Here is a 17,156-nt window from a genome sequence, read left to right as displayed (position 1 = left end):
TGACAAAATATGAAACTTAAAAAAACATTAATGTCAATAGGATTGGGTGTTCTACTTACAGCCTGTACTGATTTGGATATTCCCCCTATAAACCTCTTGAATGAAAATGATATATATGGCAGCAATGAAGGCATCATGACCAATGTGGCCCGAATATACAGCAGACTGCCTATCGAAGATTTTAAATATTATTATGCCTCGGGCTTCAACTTTAATGGCACCCAATACAAACAGTTCAGCTGCTTGACGGGTGAAGCCATTGGCCGGGATACTCCTGGAGCCGAAAGTGAGGGATTTTCTTATTGGGATGAGGCCTATTCCCAAATCCGTGATATCAATATGCTCATTGAAAAGCTTCCTGAATACGCTTCTTCTTTGAGTACTTCAGATGTGGACACCTATTTAGGAGAAGCACATTTTGCGAGGGCTTATACTTATTTTGCTTTGGTGAAACGATATGGAGGAGTTCCTTTAATCGATGCTATTATCGACTACCCTGCTTCGGTCAGTATGGAAGGAACGCATTTATACAGAGCTTCAGAAGAAGCTATTTGGGATTTTATTGCCGCAGATCTGGATTATGCCATCGAACATTTACCTGAAAATTCCCCGGCTAAAGGCCGTGTAAATAGGTATGTCGCAGCAGCATTTAAGTCCCGCGCCATGCTCCATGCCGGTAGTATTGCCAAATACAATTCGGTAAACGAGACCCAGGATCAAGAAGGAGCTTCAGTAAGGATTTGTGGTATTCCTGCCAATAGAGCCAATGAGTATTTCAAGGCTTCCTATGAGGCAGCAAAACTGGTAGTGGACTCCCAGAAATATGCACTGTATATGGGCCAGTGGCAAGAGGGCAATGCAGAAGCGCAATATCAAAACTTCAAGTACCTATTCTTAAATGAAACCTCTGAAAATATTTTTGTAAAATATTTCGATGAGCTAAACAGCAAACATGACTACGATCATTCCACCCAACCTAATCAAACAAAATCTGGTGGTAATGATTCTGAAGTGAACCCTACCATGGATTTCGTGGAAATGTTTGATGGAATAGCCAAAGATGAGGATGGGAATTTCAAAAACATTGATGACAATGGACATTATAAGCTTTATGATTCTCCGATGGATGCATTTGCCAATGCTGAACCGAGACTGAGAGGAACAGTCATCTTTCCCATGGATACTTACAGAAATCAAGTGATCGAAATAAGAAGAGGGATCTGGACTGGAGATGCCAGCCAAGGAATCCTTCCACTTGACAATGAAGGCGATGTAGGCAACTGTAATCAACTAACTGACCCTAATCTGTATTTAGCCCCGGGCTTGGGTGCCAACCCGATGATCGACCTAAATCCAGGAGACCCAAACGGAAGTGCTATGCGTGCAGCGGGAGCTAATGGGCCTGTGTCAAATTGGGACTTTGGCAATGTAGGAGGAATGTACGTCCGCAAATACATGAGGGAAACTGGTGTAACCAATGATTTTAATTCTGCCCAGAGTTGGATAGAAATCCGTTTTGCAGAAGTACTGCTGAATCAAGCTGAAGCAGCATATGAGCTGATGCTTGGAGGTGATTCAGGAGATAATTATCTCACAGTAGCCTATAATAACATCAATGATATCAGACTTCGCGCTGGTGCCGAATTGCTTGGCAGTGAATCCGAATTGGACAATATCGACATCATCCGCATAGAACGCCGTAAGGAGCTTGCTTTTGAAAACAAAACCTATTGGGACTTGAAACGTTGGCGAACGCTTTATGAAGAGCAAAACAATAGACGTTATAAAATCCTTAATCCGTTTTATTCTACTGATGCCCAAAAATATTTCCTTTCAGTGAAATTCCAGGAACCTAGGGCAGGCCGTCAGTATATCTATACCTACGATACAAGATACTACTATCAGCCCATTCCAAATTCGGAGATAAACAAGAATCCTAATTGTAAACAAAATCCAGGTTTCTAGTCACTTTCAAAATTAAGACCTATGAAAAATAATCTTATAAAATATTTGTTAATGGCATGTATTATCTCGACAGGATTGAGTTCCTGTGTTGAGGACAACTACGCCCCTCCTGCCGAGACATTTACAGGAGCCTTTGTTGACATGCAAACCAAGGAGCCTTTTCAAACAGCAATAGGCAATACCGGAGCACGGATAACGCTGATGGAGTACAGTTGGAGTGAAAACCCTACCCCCTACTATATGTATTGTAAAATGAATGGGGAGTTCAATAATTCCAAAATATTTGAAGGAGAATATGGGGTAAGAGCTGAAGGCGCTTTTGTCCCAGTGGAAGAAGAAATCATCGACCTCAAAGGCGTAGTAGAAAGAACTTATGAAGTTGACCCGTTTCTTCGTGTAGAATGGATTGGGGAACCTGTGCTCAATGCAGACGGCACAGCCACCATCCAAGTAAAGATCACCCGAGGAACTTCAGACCCGGACTACCAACATCCATTAAGTGAGGTCTGGTTGTTTGTAAGTGAAAACCAATATGTGGGAGATTTTAGCTTTAGTCCCAACTTTTCCACGCACTTGTTAGGCGCTACTTTACCTGTTTTGGGTGAGACGATTACCATCACGACAGGATGGCCAGGAGGGATTGGTACAGGCGCTCAGAAAACTTTCCCAGACTATGAGAGAAAGTATTTCTTGAGAGTAGGCGCCAGGACCAATACTCAAGTTAATGGCACCAATGTTTATAATTACTCCAAGATTAAGGAAATAACTACCAAATAAAAAAGAAAAATGTCCCTGATTGGATCCTATTCCTCAGGGACATTTACTATTCTTCTAGTTAAGTGGTTTGTGGGCAGGATAGAATAACGCAATAAATACCTCGGGATTTCATCTTCCTCCTTGCCAGGAAAAAGTTCCTACTTAAATTGGATGAGGAAGGAAAGCATTAAAGATGCAAAGCATAACCAAAAAGTATAAAATATAAAGTCAGTATGTTCAATTTGATTAAAAGCATTGTTGTCATCATAATGCTGTCAAGTTTCAGTGTCCAAGCCAAAAGTATTTGGCAAATCGGTAAAAGTGATAATTCATCCGCTGATTTAGCCCTGGGACCTGCAGATTACAAAAAGTTCTTAAGCAGGGACTTTGGATATGAAGATCGCTACTTCCTAATAGGAACTTCAAATCCGAAAAACGATTTTCCTTATGTACTTCCTGGCCCAGCTGATACTTGGGGTGGAACCTGGGGCACATCAGGTTGGAGAACCCATGAGATAAATATACTTTTTGGGATCAAAGAAATGAACAGTGACGAAGGTTTCAAACTGGTCATTGATCTGGCAGATTCTCAACCAACCAAATCATTGCTAAAAGTAAGTGTAAACAACCAGCATAGTAAATTCCTACTCAAAGGTGTAAGCGAAGGCACTCTAAGCGGAGATATGTCAGGTGCTGTAGAACGAATAATCGAAATTCCAATCGATAAAGATATTATCCAAAAAGGGGGCAACTCGATCACCATTACCATTCTGGAAGGTTCATGGGTGGTGTTTGATCAAGTGAGACTGGAAGGTCCAGACGGAACCGTTTTAACACAAAACGATCAGGTTTTTGTTCGTTCAGTAAAACCAGCAACCTATGAACTTGAAGCCGGAAAACAAAAAATCCAGCCCTTATTGGTCGATGTAGAACATTTAGCTGGTCAACCCAAATTAGAGGTAAAACTGGATAAAAAAGCCGTTTATAGTACTTTTTTGGATTCTGCCAGGTATCAGATAGAAGTACCTATGCCTTCGGTAAAAAGGAAAAAGCAGAGCCAATATGAAATCTACATAGATGGCAAGAAAATCGAAGAAGGCACCATTTTACGTTCACCACAGACTTTGCAAAGCTTGGCAGACTATGTGGATACCAGAATAGGCACTGCCCATTCCCGCTGGATGATTGCTCCAGGTCCTTGGATGCCCTTCAGCATGGTAAAAATGAGTCCTGATAACCAAAACAGGGGCTGGCAAGCGGGCTATCAACCCTCATTTGAAACCATAGGAACCTTCAGCCATATTCATGAGTGGACCATGGGCGGATTGGGGATGATGCCGACCAATGGAAAATTACAGACAAAAGTGGGAGATCAGTTTGATCCTGATGCTGGCTACCGTTCCAGAATAGATAAATCTACTGAAGAAGCACCTTTGGGTTTCTATAAGGTGTACATGTCAGATACTAAAATATGGGCAGAAGTGACAGCTACCACCAGAGGTGGATTCCAACGATATACTTTTCCCAAAGATCAAGATGGAAGGGTCATGATTGACATGCATGTAGAGGCCGAGTATGATTACTTGCTATCTGATGTGGAAATCAATAAAGTGAGTGATTACCGAATAGAAGGAAGGAGTCATCAGATTTCTCCTAGACCTACCGTATGGAGCAATGATGCCGATCAGGAATATGTGGTGAATTTCGTAATTGAGTTTGACCAACCTATCAAAAAAGTAGGCGGATGGATCAATGACCAAACCCTTGAAGGAGGAATCATTGAAGGAAAGGATTTAAAAGATGCTGGCATTTATGTGGAATTTGACACCAAGCAATCCAATGTGGTACAGGCGCGATCTGCGATATCCTTGGTCAGTATAGAAAATGCCGCTGAAAACCTCCAAACAGAAATATCCGATCCTTTTGGCTGGGATTTCGAAGCAGTGGTCCAACATCAAAAAGATGTGTGGAACAACTATTTGTCAAGGATTACCATTGCCAGTGACAACCGCCTGGAAAAAGTCCGTTTTTACAGCAACTTCTTCCGTTCCCTTTGCAGAAACACCTGGAGTGATGTCAATGGAGAATGGATTGCTCCTGATGAGACCAAGCAAAAATTTGAAGATCCTTCGGATTTGGCTTTGGGATGTGATGCTTTTTGGAATACCTTTTGGAACTTAAATCAGCTTTGGAATCTGGCCACGCCTGAATGGTCATCCAAATGGGTAAAATCCCAACTTGCCATGTACGATGCCAACGGTTGGCTAGGGAAAGGCCCCGCGGGAATGGAATACATTCCAGTGATGGTTGCCGAACACGAAATTCCACAAATGGTATCAGCTTATCAAATGGGCATCCGTGATTTTGATGTAGAAAAGACATTCGAGGCAGTAAAAAAGATGCAGACAACGCCTGCAACGGAAGTGGCAGGTGGTTTTGCAGGAAACAGAGACCTTATTACCTACCTCGATCATAAATATGTCCCTTCTGATAAAGGAAGGTTTTCCAATACATTGGAATATTCATATGACGACTGGACAGTGGGCCAGCTGGCCAAGTCCTTAGGTAAAAAAGAAGACTATAAAGTTTTTTCTGATAGAGGCAATTGGTGGAAAAATGCCTTTAATCCTAAAAATGGTTTCGCCCAATTGCGCAACAGCAAAGGGGAATTTGAAGAGCCTTTTGACCCTTTTCAGTCAGGCCGAAACCATCATTATGTCGAAGGCAATTCCTGGCAGCTGAGTTATTTCGTTCCTCAAGACGTACCAGCTTTGGTCGATGTGATGGGCAAAGAAGCTTTTGTGGAAAGATTGGATTGGGGCTTCAAAGCCAGTGAACCTTGGAGATACAACGCCCCAAATGACCAATACTGGGATTACCCTGTAGTACAAGGCAACCAACAATCCATGCACTTTGCCTTCCTATTCAATTGGGCAGACCATCCTTGGTTGACACAGAAATGGAGCCGTTCTATTCTTGAGAAATATTACGGCAGCGGTTTGGCCAATGCCTACTTGGGTGATGAAGACCAAGGTCAAATGAGTGCTTGGTTTGTAATGGCCTCCATAGGCCTGTTCCAAATGGATGGTGGAACCAGTGCCACGCCAATCTACGAGATAGCCAGCCCCTTATATTCAAAAATCACCATTGACCTGATGGAAATGTACGGCCGTGGAGAGCAATTTGTAATCGAAGCTAAAAACAGCTCCAGAAAGAACATTTATGTACAAAAAGCTTATCTCAATGGAAAAGAGCTGAAATCATTTTGGTTCCCTGCTTCCGAATTGCTCAAAGGAGGAAAATTGGTTTTGGAAATGGGTGACCAACCCAATAAAAACTGGGGAAGAACCTCCGATAAATAAAAAAATAAGAATAGAGAGGTCTCCTTGGCTTAGTTGATTATTGCCCTAAATACCAAAGAGACCTCCTTAAAAAAACCGAGTAAATTAATACAATTAAATGAGTGGTTTGAGGTCTTTTATTAATACTTGCTTATTATACGCACTGCTTCCCTTTGGAGCCCTTTTTGCCCAAAGCCCAGTAGATTATGTGGATCCCAATATCGGGACAGCACATTGCCGTTGGTTCTTCTATACACCCGCTGCAGTTCCTTTTGGCATGGCCAAATTAGCTCCTTCCACCGATGCTCATTTGGGTAATCCAGGAGGATGGCAAGCCGTGGGCTATGACTTTAGGCACAGCTCTATTGAGGGCTTTGCCAATTTTCACGAGTTTCAGGTGGGAGGCGTGGTCATTGCCCCTTCTGTGGGTGACTTACAGACTGTCCCTGGTGAATTGGACAACCCTGCTGGTGGTTACAGATCTAGCTTTGACAAAAAGGATGAGCTGGCCAAACCAGGTTATTATTCGGTCTTTCTAAAAGACCATGATGTCAAAGCAGAACTCACCGCTACCAAAAGAGTTGGTTTTCACCGCTATACCTTTCCCCAGACTTCACAAGCCAATATCCTTTTTGACATAGGTAATAAACAAGGCGAAAGTGGTGAAGTCAAAGACGCCTATGTGAATTTCACCGAAGACGGTCGCATAGAAGGCTATGTAATCACCTCCCCTGTATATGTCAATATCTACCAAAAAGGAGCTGATGTCAGGATGTACTTTTCGGCCAAAATGGATAAGGAGCCTAGTGCTTTTGGCTCTTTTGTGAAAGAACAAATATTTCCAGGCAGAAATGAGCAAGAGGGAGTTGGTGCGGGCATGTATTTCACCTTTGACACTGAGCAAGATGAAGCAGTAGAAATCAAAATAGGCCTTTCCTATACCTCTATTGAAAATGCCCGAATTAACTTGGACGATGAAGCTCCTAAAATGGATTTTGAAAAGGCCCAAAAACAAGCCAACAAAACATGGGAAGAGTATCTTGGTAGAATTCAGGTGGAGGGGCAAAATGAAGAGGACAAAGTTAAATTCTACACAGGTCTGTTCCATGCCTTACTGGGCAGGGGGCTTGCCAGTGATGTAAATGGAGCCTATCCAATGAATAGCGGGGCTGTGGGGCAGATCGAACTTGATGAAAAAGGACAGCCCATTCACCATCACTATAATACCGATGCCATTTGGGGTGCCTTCTGGAATTTGACCCAACTTTGGGCAGTAGCCTACCCGGAATATTACGCTGATTGGGTTCAAAGCCAGCTGCTGGTTTATAAGGACGCCGGCTGGCTAGGAGATGGCATTGCCAACAGTAAATATGTATCGGGAGTTGGAACCAATTTCACCAGTTTGGCCATCGCAGCGGCTTATAACTGCGGGATCAGGGATTATGATGTAGAACTGGCTTATGAAGCTTCACTAAAGAACGAAATAGGCTGGAAAGACCGAATAGAAGGCGCTGGAAAAATGGATGTCAAACAATTTGTGGAGCGTGGTTATAGCCCTTACGAAAAGCAATTTGATATGAAAACCGTAGAGGAAGGTTCAGGTTTTGCCGCATCGCATACACTTGAATACTCTTTCAGCAGCTTTGCTGTGGCCCAATTTGCAAAGCAACTGGGCAAGACTGCCGATTATGAGCAACTTACCCAACTATCAAATGGTTGGAAGCTATTATTTGATGAAAAAACCAAATTGATCCGTCCAAAAGATTCCAATGGTAAATTCATTGAAGACTTTGATCCACTGGCACCTTGGAAAGGCTTTCAAGAGGGCAATGCAGTTCAATACACCTTTTATGTGCCGCATCATGTAGAAGAGTTAGTGGCTACTTTGGGCAAGGAAACTTTCAACACCCGACTTGACAGTATTTTCATCATTTCCCAGAAAAACATCTTCGGAGGAGGGGCAGAAATCGATGCATTCTCCGGGTTGAAGACGCTTTATAATCATGGCAACCAACCTAATTTGCATGTTTCCTGGATGTTTAATTTCTCTGGAAAGCCCCATCTGTCCCAAAAATGGGTAAGGGCGATTTGTAACGAGTTTTATGGCACGGAAGGAATACATGGCTATGGTTACGGACAGGATGAAGATCAGGGCCAATTGGGAGCTTGGTATGTGATGTCATCGATTGGGCTATTTGATGTGAAAGGATTGACAGAAATAGATCCAAAGTTCCAAATTGGAAGCCCATTATTTGATAAAGTAACCATCAAGTTGAACCAAGATTACTTCAAGGGCAAACGTTTTGTCATCGAAACGAAGAACAATTCCAAGGATAATATTTATATACAAGGCGTGGAGCTAAATGGTAAAAAACTGGATACCTACTCCCTACCCTTCTCGGATGTAACCAAAGGTGGTAAACTAAAATTGGGACTAACTGATCATCCTGTGACAAACTAGTCCATTATCCATAGATGATGCTGACCCAAAATAAAAAAAATGAAAAATAGAAGAATACTGCTAAGCATAATGATGGCCTTGTTTTTTGGCCACATCCTGAATGCTCAGGAAAAAGTCAAAAAAAAGAGGCCCAATATCGTAGTCATTTTCACAGATGACCATGCATTTCAGGCCATTAGTGCTTATGGGCATCCCATTTCTAAAATTGCAAAAACACCCAATATCGACCGATTAGCAGAAGAGGGACTTTTGTTTAAGCGTGCTTACGTGGAAAACTCAATCTGTACGCCCAGCCGTGCTACCCTGTTTACAGGTTTGTATAGCCACCAACATGGCCAGCAACTTCTTGGCAGTAGGATGGATTATAGCCGTACTTGGTTTGTGGAATTATTACAGCAGGCAGGTTATCAAACTTCCGTCTTTGGGAAATGGCACTTAAGTGTAGAACCCAAAGGCTTTGATTATTATCATATTCTGGCTGATCAGGGAGAGTATTATAACCCGAGGTTCAGAAATCCCAGTACAAACGGAAAGTATGTTACCGAAAAGGGCTATGCCACAAAGCTCATCACAGATCATGCCTTAGAGTGGATTGGAGAGCATTCTACAGCTGATGAGCCATTTTGTATTTTGGTCAACCATAAAGCCCCACATCGGAACTGGATGCCCGATCTAAACCATATCGGTCTATTTACGAATGATACTTTTCCAGAGCCGGAAACGCTATTTGATGAATATGAAAGCCGTGGACCACAAATGCAAATGCAGGAGCTTACCGTGGCCAATCACCTAGGCTTTGCTTTTGATCTTAAAGTCGAGGAACTAAAAGATGAACCCACCCTTCAATACATCAAAGACAGCTGGCCAATGGCTATGGATCCGATGGACGAGGAACAGAGAAAAGCCTGGGATGAAGCCTACAAGGCCCAAAACAAAGAGTTTTTGGAAAATCGTCCCACAGGAAAGGAATTGACCAGTTGGAAGTATCAAAGGTATATCAAGGACTACTGCCGTACTGTACGCTCTGTAGATGAAGAAGTAGGGCGCTTAGTTGATTACCTGGAAGAGACAGGAGAGCTGGAAAATACAATCATTGTTTATACCTCCGACCAAGGCTTCTTTTTGGGTGAGCATGGCCTTTACGATAAAAGGTTTATGTATGAAGAGGCTTTCCGAACACCATTGATCATTTTCTATCCCGATAAAATCAAGAAAGGTATGGTAAGTAATGAATTGGTGCAGAATATAGACTACGCACCTACCTTCTTAGAAGTGGCAGGGATAAACATCCCTGAAGAGATGGCGGGAGAATCACTGGTCCCTCTCTTTAAAAATGGAAAATCCAAAAACTGGCGGGAACAACTTTACTATCATTTCTATGATTATCCAGCAGTAGGAAATGTCCGAAGGCATTACGGTATCAGGACTGACCGCTACAAATTGATCCATTGGTATGGCAAAGGATTTGGGGATGATCCGGACATAGATTCATGGGAACTATTTGACCTTAAAAAGGACCCGACAGAAGTTCAGAACGTATACAATGAGCCAAAATACGCCAATATACAGCAAGAGCTTAAGGAAAATTTGATCAAAATGAGAAAAGACATCGGAGCCACAGAAGGCAGCAATTAGACAATCCAGGCCCTCTGAAATCAATTAAGGACCAAAGCCAAGTGCTAAAGTGCCTAGTTTGAATTCAGAGGGCTTTTTTCTTTTGATTGACTAAAGAGGAACTTTCTAAAGTCAACATTGAGCTTAGCTAAAGGGCCAGCTTGACCACAAGAAAAGGCTGTTTTTATCTATGGATTGACTAAAAGTAGTCTAGACACAAAAAGAACATAATAATAAAAATATGCTTGCTTTCCTGTCATTACAAAAGACCCCGAAAAACACTTGATTGATCATTAGCAAAAAAGAAAAAGCTGTCTCATTTTTTTTTTCTCTACCTGCCTGCCTAAATGGAGCAGAATAACAGAGAATTTGGACTTTTGAGACAGCCTTATTTAATTTTTAAAACTTAATCCAATGTGCAAGAGCTACTTTAACCCGAATTATTCATTAATGACCGTAGTGAGGCCTAAAAGTACAAGAAAATCAGTTAGTTTGGAGACATAAGCGTAGCACTGCTACGGTGAAGTCGAAAACTAAGCAAAGCGACTGATTTTAAAGCACTTTAAGGCCGGAATAGATAGGCTAATGAATATTTCTGGTTAACTATCAATCTGATGTAAAGCAAAAGCATATGCCCCTAAGGAGATTGCTTTGCTAGCACCTAATTTTGAAACCATAATGCCGGTCAGTTTTTCAGCAGTGTAGGGGATGCTTTTACTGGTACCAGGAATAGGAATATCCTTGGCTTTGCTATTTAAGAATTGGGCCAATTGGTCCTTATTGCTCAGATCATAAGCTTTGGCCTGTGATCTAGGAAAATGCTCCCCCGTCAAGATCGACAAATTGCCGTTAAGTTCAGTGATGATTGCAGGAAGGATATATTTGGCTGCGCCTATCAAGCCTCCCCCTATCACTACTATTCCATCCAAAATGGTATTGGCCTGTGCGATAGTATCACCGGCCATTTCTCCCAATTCCTTGAAAGATGCAACAGCTGCTTCCTGATCCCCTTCTATTTTCCCCTCTGCAATATAAAAAATATCCTCAGGGCTTAATTTTCTTAAGTCACCAGAAAACTCCCCATATACTCTTTGGATAGCTCTGATGCTCACACTCTCTTCAATAATGCAGTCTGGGATTTTTTTATTTCTAAATACCCAAACGTCTCCTCCAGTTCCATTATCACCGATAAGCAATTCCTTGTTTACTACCGCTCCGCCTCCAAATCCTGTCCCTAAAGTTATTCCCAACAGATTCTTGAACCTCTTGGGGTTTCCTGCTGATTCCAGTTGCTTATTAATTTCCGGTAAACACCCCGCCAGAGCTTCTCCATACGCAAAGAGGCTTCCATCATTATTTATAAAAACAGGAATACCAAACTCCGCTTCCAACATTGGTCCAAGTGCTACGCCACCTCTGAAACAAGGAAAATTGGGAAGGTCTCCTATAATCCCATGCTCATAGTCTGCAGGTCCTGGAAAAGCAAAACTGATAGCTACAGGAACATCCTTCAGTTGAGCACTGATCTCATGAAATCCCTTCTTAATGGTCGTCAAACATTTTTCCAAATCATCTGGAGAGGCCTTTTTGGTTATGGGGGCCAGTATTTCTTTATTTCCTTGGATAGCAGAAAACACAAAATTAGTCCCTCCTGCATCCAAGGTCATTACAGTCCTTTTATCGTTACTATAGCTCATAGCTTATTCTCCTATCATGCTTTGGTCCTGACAAAAGCCTTAATAGTGGCTAGTTCTTTTCCTTCACTCTTGCCATAAGGCCTTATAGAATACTCCCCAACAGCCGCTGGCACAATAACGGTCTCAGCATAATGCACCACATAAGGTTCAAAGAGATTATTAGGACTTTCGATAATCGCTTCATCACCTTCTACCAGGTTCAAAACATTAACAGTTCCTTGTGTATCATGGATTACAGGCTTAGAAAACCAATGTCTTCTGGTTTCAATAAACTGGCGCTTATGCAGTCCAGTTCTTTCTTCAAACCATCCCTCTCCTTCTGCTATTTTCACTACATGATTGATCAGTTCATTCTCTGTATATTCAGTATCCCTACTCCAATCAATCACCTTACTTGCACGTTCAATGTTTATTGGACGTGGCTTGCCATCCAATCCAAGTCTGCCCCAATCCCACATTTTAAAGGTGAAGATATAAGGAGTCGCACTGATTTCGAGTACCATGGAATCCTTACCAGAACAATGAACTGTACCGGCTGGAATCAAGAAATGATCATGCTTCTTGGCAGGAAAGGTATTCACATATTTTTCTGCGTCAAATGCTGCATTTCCTTCTTGGGCTTTTCTTAAATCACCCATCATATTTTCCGGCTTGATCCCCTTCTTCATTCCTAAATAAACGCAAGCTCCTTCCTTCGCATCCAACATATAATAACTTTCATCCTGGGTGTAATTCATCCCAAAATTTTGCTGGATATAAGTAGTATCCGGATGTACCTGAAGGCTCAAGTTCCCTCCACCCATTGTATCCAGAAAATCAAATCGAATTGGAAATTCCTGTCCAAATCTCGCCTCTACTTCCTCTCCCAATAACTGATTACTTCTAAAAAATACCAGATCAATCGAAGGTATTTCGACTATCTCGCCCCCAATATTTAACAACAAACTGTTTTCTTCTGGCACACAGTCAAAGCACCAAGCATGGTTTGGCTTTCCTTCCGTATCCAAATCACAAACTTCTTCCATCCAATGACCACCCCAAGGTCCCGGATCAAAAAACGGCACTACTCTTATCGGCTGGCCAACTGCTTTCGTCAAGCCTTCTTGAACAGTCGCCATACTTACCAATTTAGGCGAATCTAATTTATTGGTATCCAACAAATAATCACATTTGTGGAACCATTCTTTTTTGAACTTATCACAAACACGCCAATCAACGAAAAACGCCCGCTTATACAGAAAGTTAACCGCTTCATGAGCATTATTCAGTCCCAAACCATTCACCTCATGTCTTCTCATTCTTTGCTGGATTTCCCATCTGGCCATATCTGCATAGATCTTTACATCTGCATTTGGCGCACATAGAAAAGCTCCCGGCCCACATACAATGGTTAATTCTTTGGGTTTATTTTCAAGCTCCTTTTGCTTATTTTGAAGTTTTTCATGATCAAAAAATGCCTCTAGATTTAACTTAGTGATAAAACCAAAAATGGCATCATCAGTTACATCTTCTTGGGTAAGCTTGATAATTTCGGACTCTTCCTTTAGTAGCAACTTTGTATCTATGAAACTGCCTAACCCCTGAAGGTTTGACTTGATTTCTTCCTCATTTACACCCTGGTAGCACTCTATAGCTATGACTTTATCATCAGCCTGGCTTTGTAACAAGCTAAAAATATTTTCCCAGCCAGTGACTACATTTCCCTCAACTTTGACTGCAGGAAATTTATCATAATTTGATTCCATACTCATTTTTATCCTATCTCTTTTATCAACTAATTATTTTTCCTATTCAACTTTTTTTAAGCATTGTGAGCTAAAGCAAATTCAGAAGAGCTTTGGTTTGCATTGCCTATTCCCAATTCATTGATTCTTTTGGCCTGTAAGAAAAAAAGGCTGTTATTGACCGCATTAAAGATTTCATATCACTATTCCTTATTTTTTTGAATTGGCCATCTGTTCATCTCAACAGCGAATTCACACGCGGTTATTTATATTTTTCTTTCCATTGATGAGGGATACGATCAAAATTCCTCCCACAGCCGCTATCAATACACCAATACTGGCGGTCACATTGATCATATCTGCTACCCAACCCATTATGGGTGGTATGGCAGCCCCTCCTACCACGGCCATGATCATCAAACCAGAAATTTCATTGGCACGATCAGGGTACTTTTCTACTGTCAGTGAAAACACCAATGGAAAAATATTGGCAATTCCCAAGCCTATAAGAAATATGGTGACCAAAGCCGCGAACTCACTAGGAGTAAGCATCAAGGCTACTATTCCCACTAAACCGGCCAAAGCACTATAAAGGAAAAATCTATTGGAAGAAAGCTTGGTCAATATCAATGCCCCTCCAAAAGTACCCAGCATTTTCCCAAAGAAATATAAACTTCTTGCGGATTCAGCCATGGTTTGTTCAGTATCAAATCTGCTTATCAGAAACTGCCCAGAAATAGCATTCAAGCCCACGTCAATGCCTACTATCAGGAAAATACAGGCTACCATAGCAGCCACATAACCATTAGCCAATAATTTGAATGATGATCGAAATGTCGCCCGCTTTTCAGTGTTGTGACTTTCTTCAATAGGCGTAAGCGATAACCAAACCACAGTGACAATCGATATGGCAGCAAACACAAGAAAGGCCAGTTTCCAATCACCATATTGGCTTGCAAACCATCCCGCTAAGGGTGCAGCCACCATGGAACCTATGGACTTGACAAATTGTGAAAAGCTCAAAAAACTGGATTGCCTATTTCGTGGAACAACATCCACCAATAGAGGGTTTGCTGAAACCTGGACTATGGTATTACCAATTCCTAAAAAAGCAAAACCCAAAAGCACCATTTCATAGGTATAAAACAAAAAAGGAAATAAAAGCCCCAATGCCGTAACCAACATCCCGATATTCAGCATTTTTCTTTTGCCTATCCTATCCTGCAAAATCCCCACTGGTACGGACAGCACAAAAAACCATAAAAAAACAGCAAAAGGAATCATCTGCGCCAGTGTATTGCTCAGGTCAAACTCCGACTTTACCCGGTCAACTCCTATACCCACCAGATCACTGAAACTCATGACATAAAATGAGAATAAAACCGGGGCAACTAATTTTAACGAAACATTACTTTTTGGCATAGATTAATGGGTTTACTTTTTATATCAACTGTCTGCTTTATAAGGTGCCTCCATTAATTTATAGATTTTATCCACGTCAAAAAATAGAGAAAAGCAGTTTAGAAGATTTCAATGTTTAAATGTATGAACAAAATAAATTGAATCAAAACAGATCATTAAGATTTCCATGATTTGTTCTAATACAACTTAAGAGGTATAATCAGAAATTAACTATTCATGGATTATTAATCTTCAAACTTTTCCTGAAAGAAAGCAAGCTTTATAGATTTGCTTCACTTGAAACAAACAGCTTATCCTTTTGACTTTCCACTAATACTTAGCCCTAATCGACAAACCAGTAACCTAAACCAGATATTTAGTACTAGCGTGGATTGGAAAAAGAGAAGAGATGACTTTAAATAAGCTCCTAAGGTAAATTCCTTTCAAAGGAATAGACAATTGAATAATATCTGCCATAAAGTTGCCCCGACAAACAATAAGTAACAGAATGGATAAGAAAAAAGAAAGTCCATGAGACTTGCTATTTATTATAACCCAATCAATTGGAATAGCCTACTTACACTATCTCAATTCTCATTTATGATTATACATTATCACACCAGTAAATTTGTTTCTCACGGATTCCTCAGATTTTCACGGAATAAAATCTCATTTCTCCGGACTTTCACGTACTTTTTGAAAGATTATCATACTATTCAAAAATTACTGGTGTCTTTGCGGATATACATATTCTCTTTTAAATACAGTAATAACTATTCGGAGTTCGCATTTCATTTTATTTCTGGACCAAAACCACTTTAGAAGCCCATTTAATGTACTGTTCCCAATCGTAATCTGTCACGTAGTGTACTCCTTCTCTGATATGGTACCCAATTACATGATGTACAGGTTGATGTATCTCTGGCAATTGTTTTGACTGTAAAACCGATTTGCCAAAAAGTCCATAAACCTGACCAGCATAATAAGCTGCCAAATACTCTCCTTTAGGATCCGCCCACTTATCATCAACTGCGCTTGCCACGTACACAGGTCGAGGCGCTATCAGCGATATCAATTCATGCTGGTCAATAGGAAGTTCGGGTTCACGGCCACTGTACTTTTTAAACTCCTCAGTAAACCAATGAGGAAAAGATTTGTTAATTACAGCAATTGTCTCACCATAGCACCTTTTAGATAGTGCAGCTCCCCCACAACCTGAATTATTCGAAATCACCGCTGCAAACCGCTTATCATTTGCTCCCGCCCATAAAGCCGTTTTTCCCAATCTAGAGTGACCGAAAGCAATCACATTCTCCGCATCCACCCGATCATTTTCCTCCAAATAGTCCAATGCCCTGCTCATTCCCCAAGCCCAAGCAGCAATACTTCCCCATTCTCCTGGTCCAGGGTGATCTTGTCCTTCTCCATAAAAGAAAGGGTGAATGCCATCAGAAAAATCATTTTTATCTGGGTCTATCTCTCCATAATAAAAAGTAGCTATACCAAAACCGCCATCAATGATTTTCTGGACAGCCCATCTGTCAGCTCTTACACCACGAGAAGCCTCTGTAAACCTATTACCGCTTATATAAAAGTCTTTATTATTCTTGGCCCAAGCTTGTGAAATGAACACCTTATCATCCAAGGTAACTGAATGGTTTCCATAAAAATTAGCTCCAAGAAAAACAGGTGCTTTTTTTACACCCTGAGGAAGATAGAGTAACAGAGTGAAATTTAATTGCTCGTCTTCTTTATGAATGCTTATCTGTACTTGCTGACGTATCGCGCCTTTATACATCGTCGATTGTCCTTCTTCCAACACCGTGTAGGAAGTAATTCCAAGTTCACTTGGCACTCTGTCAAACATTTCATCTGTGAAAAATGCCATTAGTTCAGGTCGACGTTTTAGCCACCAATCACTTGTATCAGACACCCTTTCGCCTCCAAAAGTCATAAGAGGGTCTGGTAATTCGAACTTTGGCACCTTAGCTTCATCATAATTAGGCCCGGATTGGGCATAGCCCCAACTTACAAAAAACAACAACAGAATACTGGGGATGCCTATTTTCTTCATAATTTATAAAACTAGATCTGCTTGAAAATTTTAATTTAGTTGTTTTTTAAACCACCTACTAACAATAAAAGATCGGTTATGTCTTTTAAAGATTCATTCCTATCCCACCAGTTCAAAAGTATG

At 41.2% G+C, this 17,156-nt stretch carries 9 protein-coding genes; 5 read left to right on the top strand and 4 right to left on the bottom strand.

The genetic code is table 11. The features are described 5' to 3' along the window. The first annotated feature begins 9 nt into the window (after positions 1-9). The 5 genes from KMW37_RS07375 (at position 10) to KMW37_RS07355 (ending at position 10,158) form a co-directional block, all read left to right on the top strand. Entirely contained in the window at positions 10-1,965 is a 1,956-nt protein-coding gene (locus tag KMW37_RS07375) for a RagB/SusD family nutrient uptake outer membrane protein (protein ID WP_215223977.1), read from the top strand. A 21-nt stretch (positions 1,966-1,986) separates the two neighbouring features. After that, positions 1,987-2,742, top strand: a complete 756-nt coding sequence (locus KMW37_RS07370) for a DUF3823 domain-containing protein (protein ID WP_215223976.1) — start codon at positions 1,987-1,989, stop codon at positions 2,740-2,742. Between the two features lie 212 nt (positions 2,743-2,954). Then, on the top strand, positions 2,955-6,083 hold the full coding sequence (locus tag KMW37_RS07365; RefSeq protein ID WP_215223975.1) for a GH92 family glycosyl hydrolase: 3,129 nt from the start codon (positions 2,955-2,957) through the stop codon (positions 6,081-6,083). Positions 6,084-6,180: 97 nt separating this feature from the next. Then, the gene (locus KMW37_RS07360; protein WP_215223974.1) at positions 6,181-8,523 is read left to right on the top strand and encodes a GH92 family glycosyl hydrolase; all 2,343 of its coding nucleotides are present in this window, start codon (positions 6,181-6,183) and stop codon (positions 8,521-8,523) included. Positions 8,524-8,562: 39 nt separating this feature from the next. Further along, the gene (locus KMW37_RS07355) at positions 8,563-10,158 is read left to right on the top strand and encodes a sulfatase family protein (protein ID WP_215223973.1); all 1,596 of its coding nucleotides are present in this window, start codon (positions 8,563-8,565) and stop codon (positions 10,156-10,158) included. A gap of 578 nt (positions 10,159-10,736) precedes the next feature. Here the strand turns inward: KMW37_RS07355 and KMW37_RS07350 are convergent. The 4 genes from KMW37_RS07350 to KMW37_RS07335 form a co-directional block, all read right to left on the bottom strand. After that, entirely contained in the window at positions 10,737-11,834 is a 1,098-nt protein-coding gene (locus KMW37_RS07350; protein WP_246581385.1) for an ROK family protein, read from the bottom strand. Between the two features lie 14 nt (positions 11,835-11,848). Continuing rightward, positions 11,849-13,585 carry a class I mannose-6-phosphate isomerase gene (locus KMW37_RS07345; protein ID WP_215223972.1) on the bottom strand — a complete coding sequence of 579 codons (1,737 nt, stop codon included), beginning with the start codon at positions 13,583-13,585 and terminating at the stop codon, positions 11,849-11,851. A 225-nt stretch (positions 13,586-13,810) separates the two neighbouring features. Further along, positions 13,811-14,980, bottom strand: coding sequence for an MFS transporter (locus KMW37_RS07340; protein WP_215223971.1), 1,170 nt, complete (start codon positions 14,978-14,980; stop codon positions 13,811-13,813). 775 nt (positions 14,981-15,755) lie between these two features. Beyond that, a complete protein-coding gene (locus KMW37_RS07335; RefSeq protein ID WP_215223970.1) occupies positions 15,756-17,033 on the bottom strand; it encodes an alpha/beta hydrolase in 1,278 nt (425 codons plus the stop codon). Positions 17,034-17,156: the final 123 nt, after the last annotated feature.

Source organism: Echinicola shivajiensis (assembly GCF_018642165.1).
Taxonomy (GTDB): domain Bacteria; phylum Bacteroidota; class Bacteroidia; order Cytophagales; family Cyclobacteriaceae; genus Echinicola; species Echinicola shivajiensis.
Note: the sequence above shows the minus strand (reverse complement) of the source record. Positions and strands in the feature narration are given on the sequence as shown.

What these genes read in the sequence shown, in the direction of transcription:
- KMW37_RS07340 (WP_215223971.1), bottom strand. Translation starts at nt 14,980, where the DNA reads ATGCCAAAAAGTAATGTTTCGTTAAAATTAGTTGCCCCGGTTTTATTC.
- KMW37_RS07360 (WP_215223974.1), top strand. Translation starts at nt 6,181, where the DNA reads ATGAGTGGTTTGAGGTCTTTTATTAATACTTGCTTATTATACGCACTG.
- KMW37_RS07345 (WP_215223972.1), bottom strand. Translation starts at nt 13,585, where the DNA reads ATGAGTATGGAATCAAATTATGATAAATTTCCTGCAGTCAAAGTTGAG.
- KMW37_RS07350 (WP_246581385.1), bottom strand. Translation starts at nt 11,834, where the DNA reads ATGAGCTATAGTAACGATAAAAGGACTGTAATGACCTTGGATGCAGGA.
- KMW37_RS07335 (WP_215223970.1), bottom strand. Translation starts at nt 17,033, where the DNA reads ATGAAGAAAATAGGCATCCCCAGTATTCTGTTGTTGTTTTTTGTAAGT.
- KMW37_RS07370 (WP_215223976.1), top strand. Translation starts at nt 1,987, where the DNA reads ATGAAAAATAATCTTATAAAATATTTGTTAATGGCATGTATTATCTCG.
- KMW37_RS07355 (WP_215223973.1), top strand. Translation starts at nt 8,563, where the DNA reads ATGAAAAATAGAAGAATACTGCTAAGCATAATGATGGCCTTGTTTTTT.
- KMW37_RS07365 (WP_215223975.1), top strand. Translation starts at nt 2,955, where the DNA reads ATGTTCAATTTGATTAAAAGCATTGTTGTCATCATAATGCTGTCAAGT.
- KMW37_RS07375 (WP_215223977.1), top strand. Translation starts at nt 10, where the DNA reads ATGAAACTTAAAAAAACATTAATGTCAATAGGATTGGGTGTTCTACTT.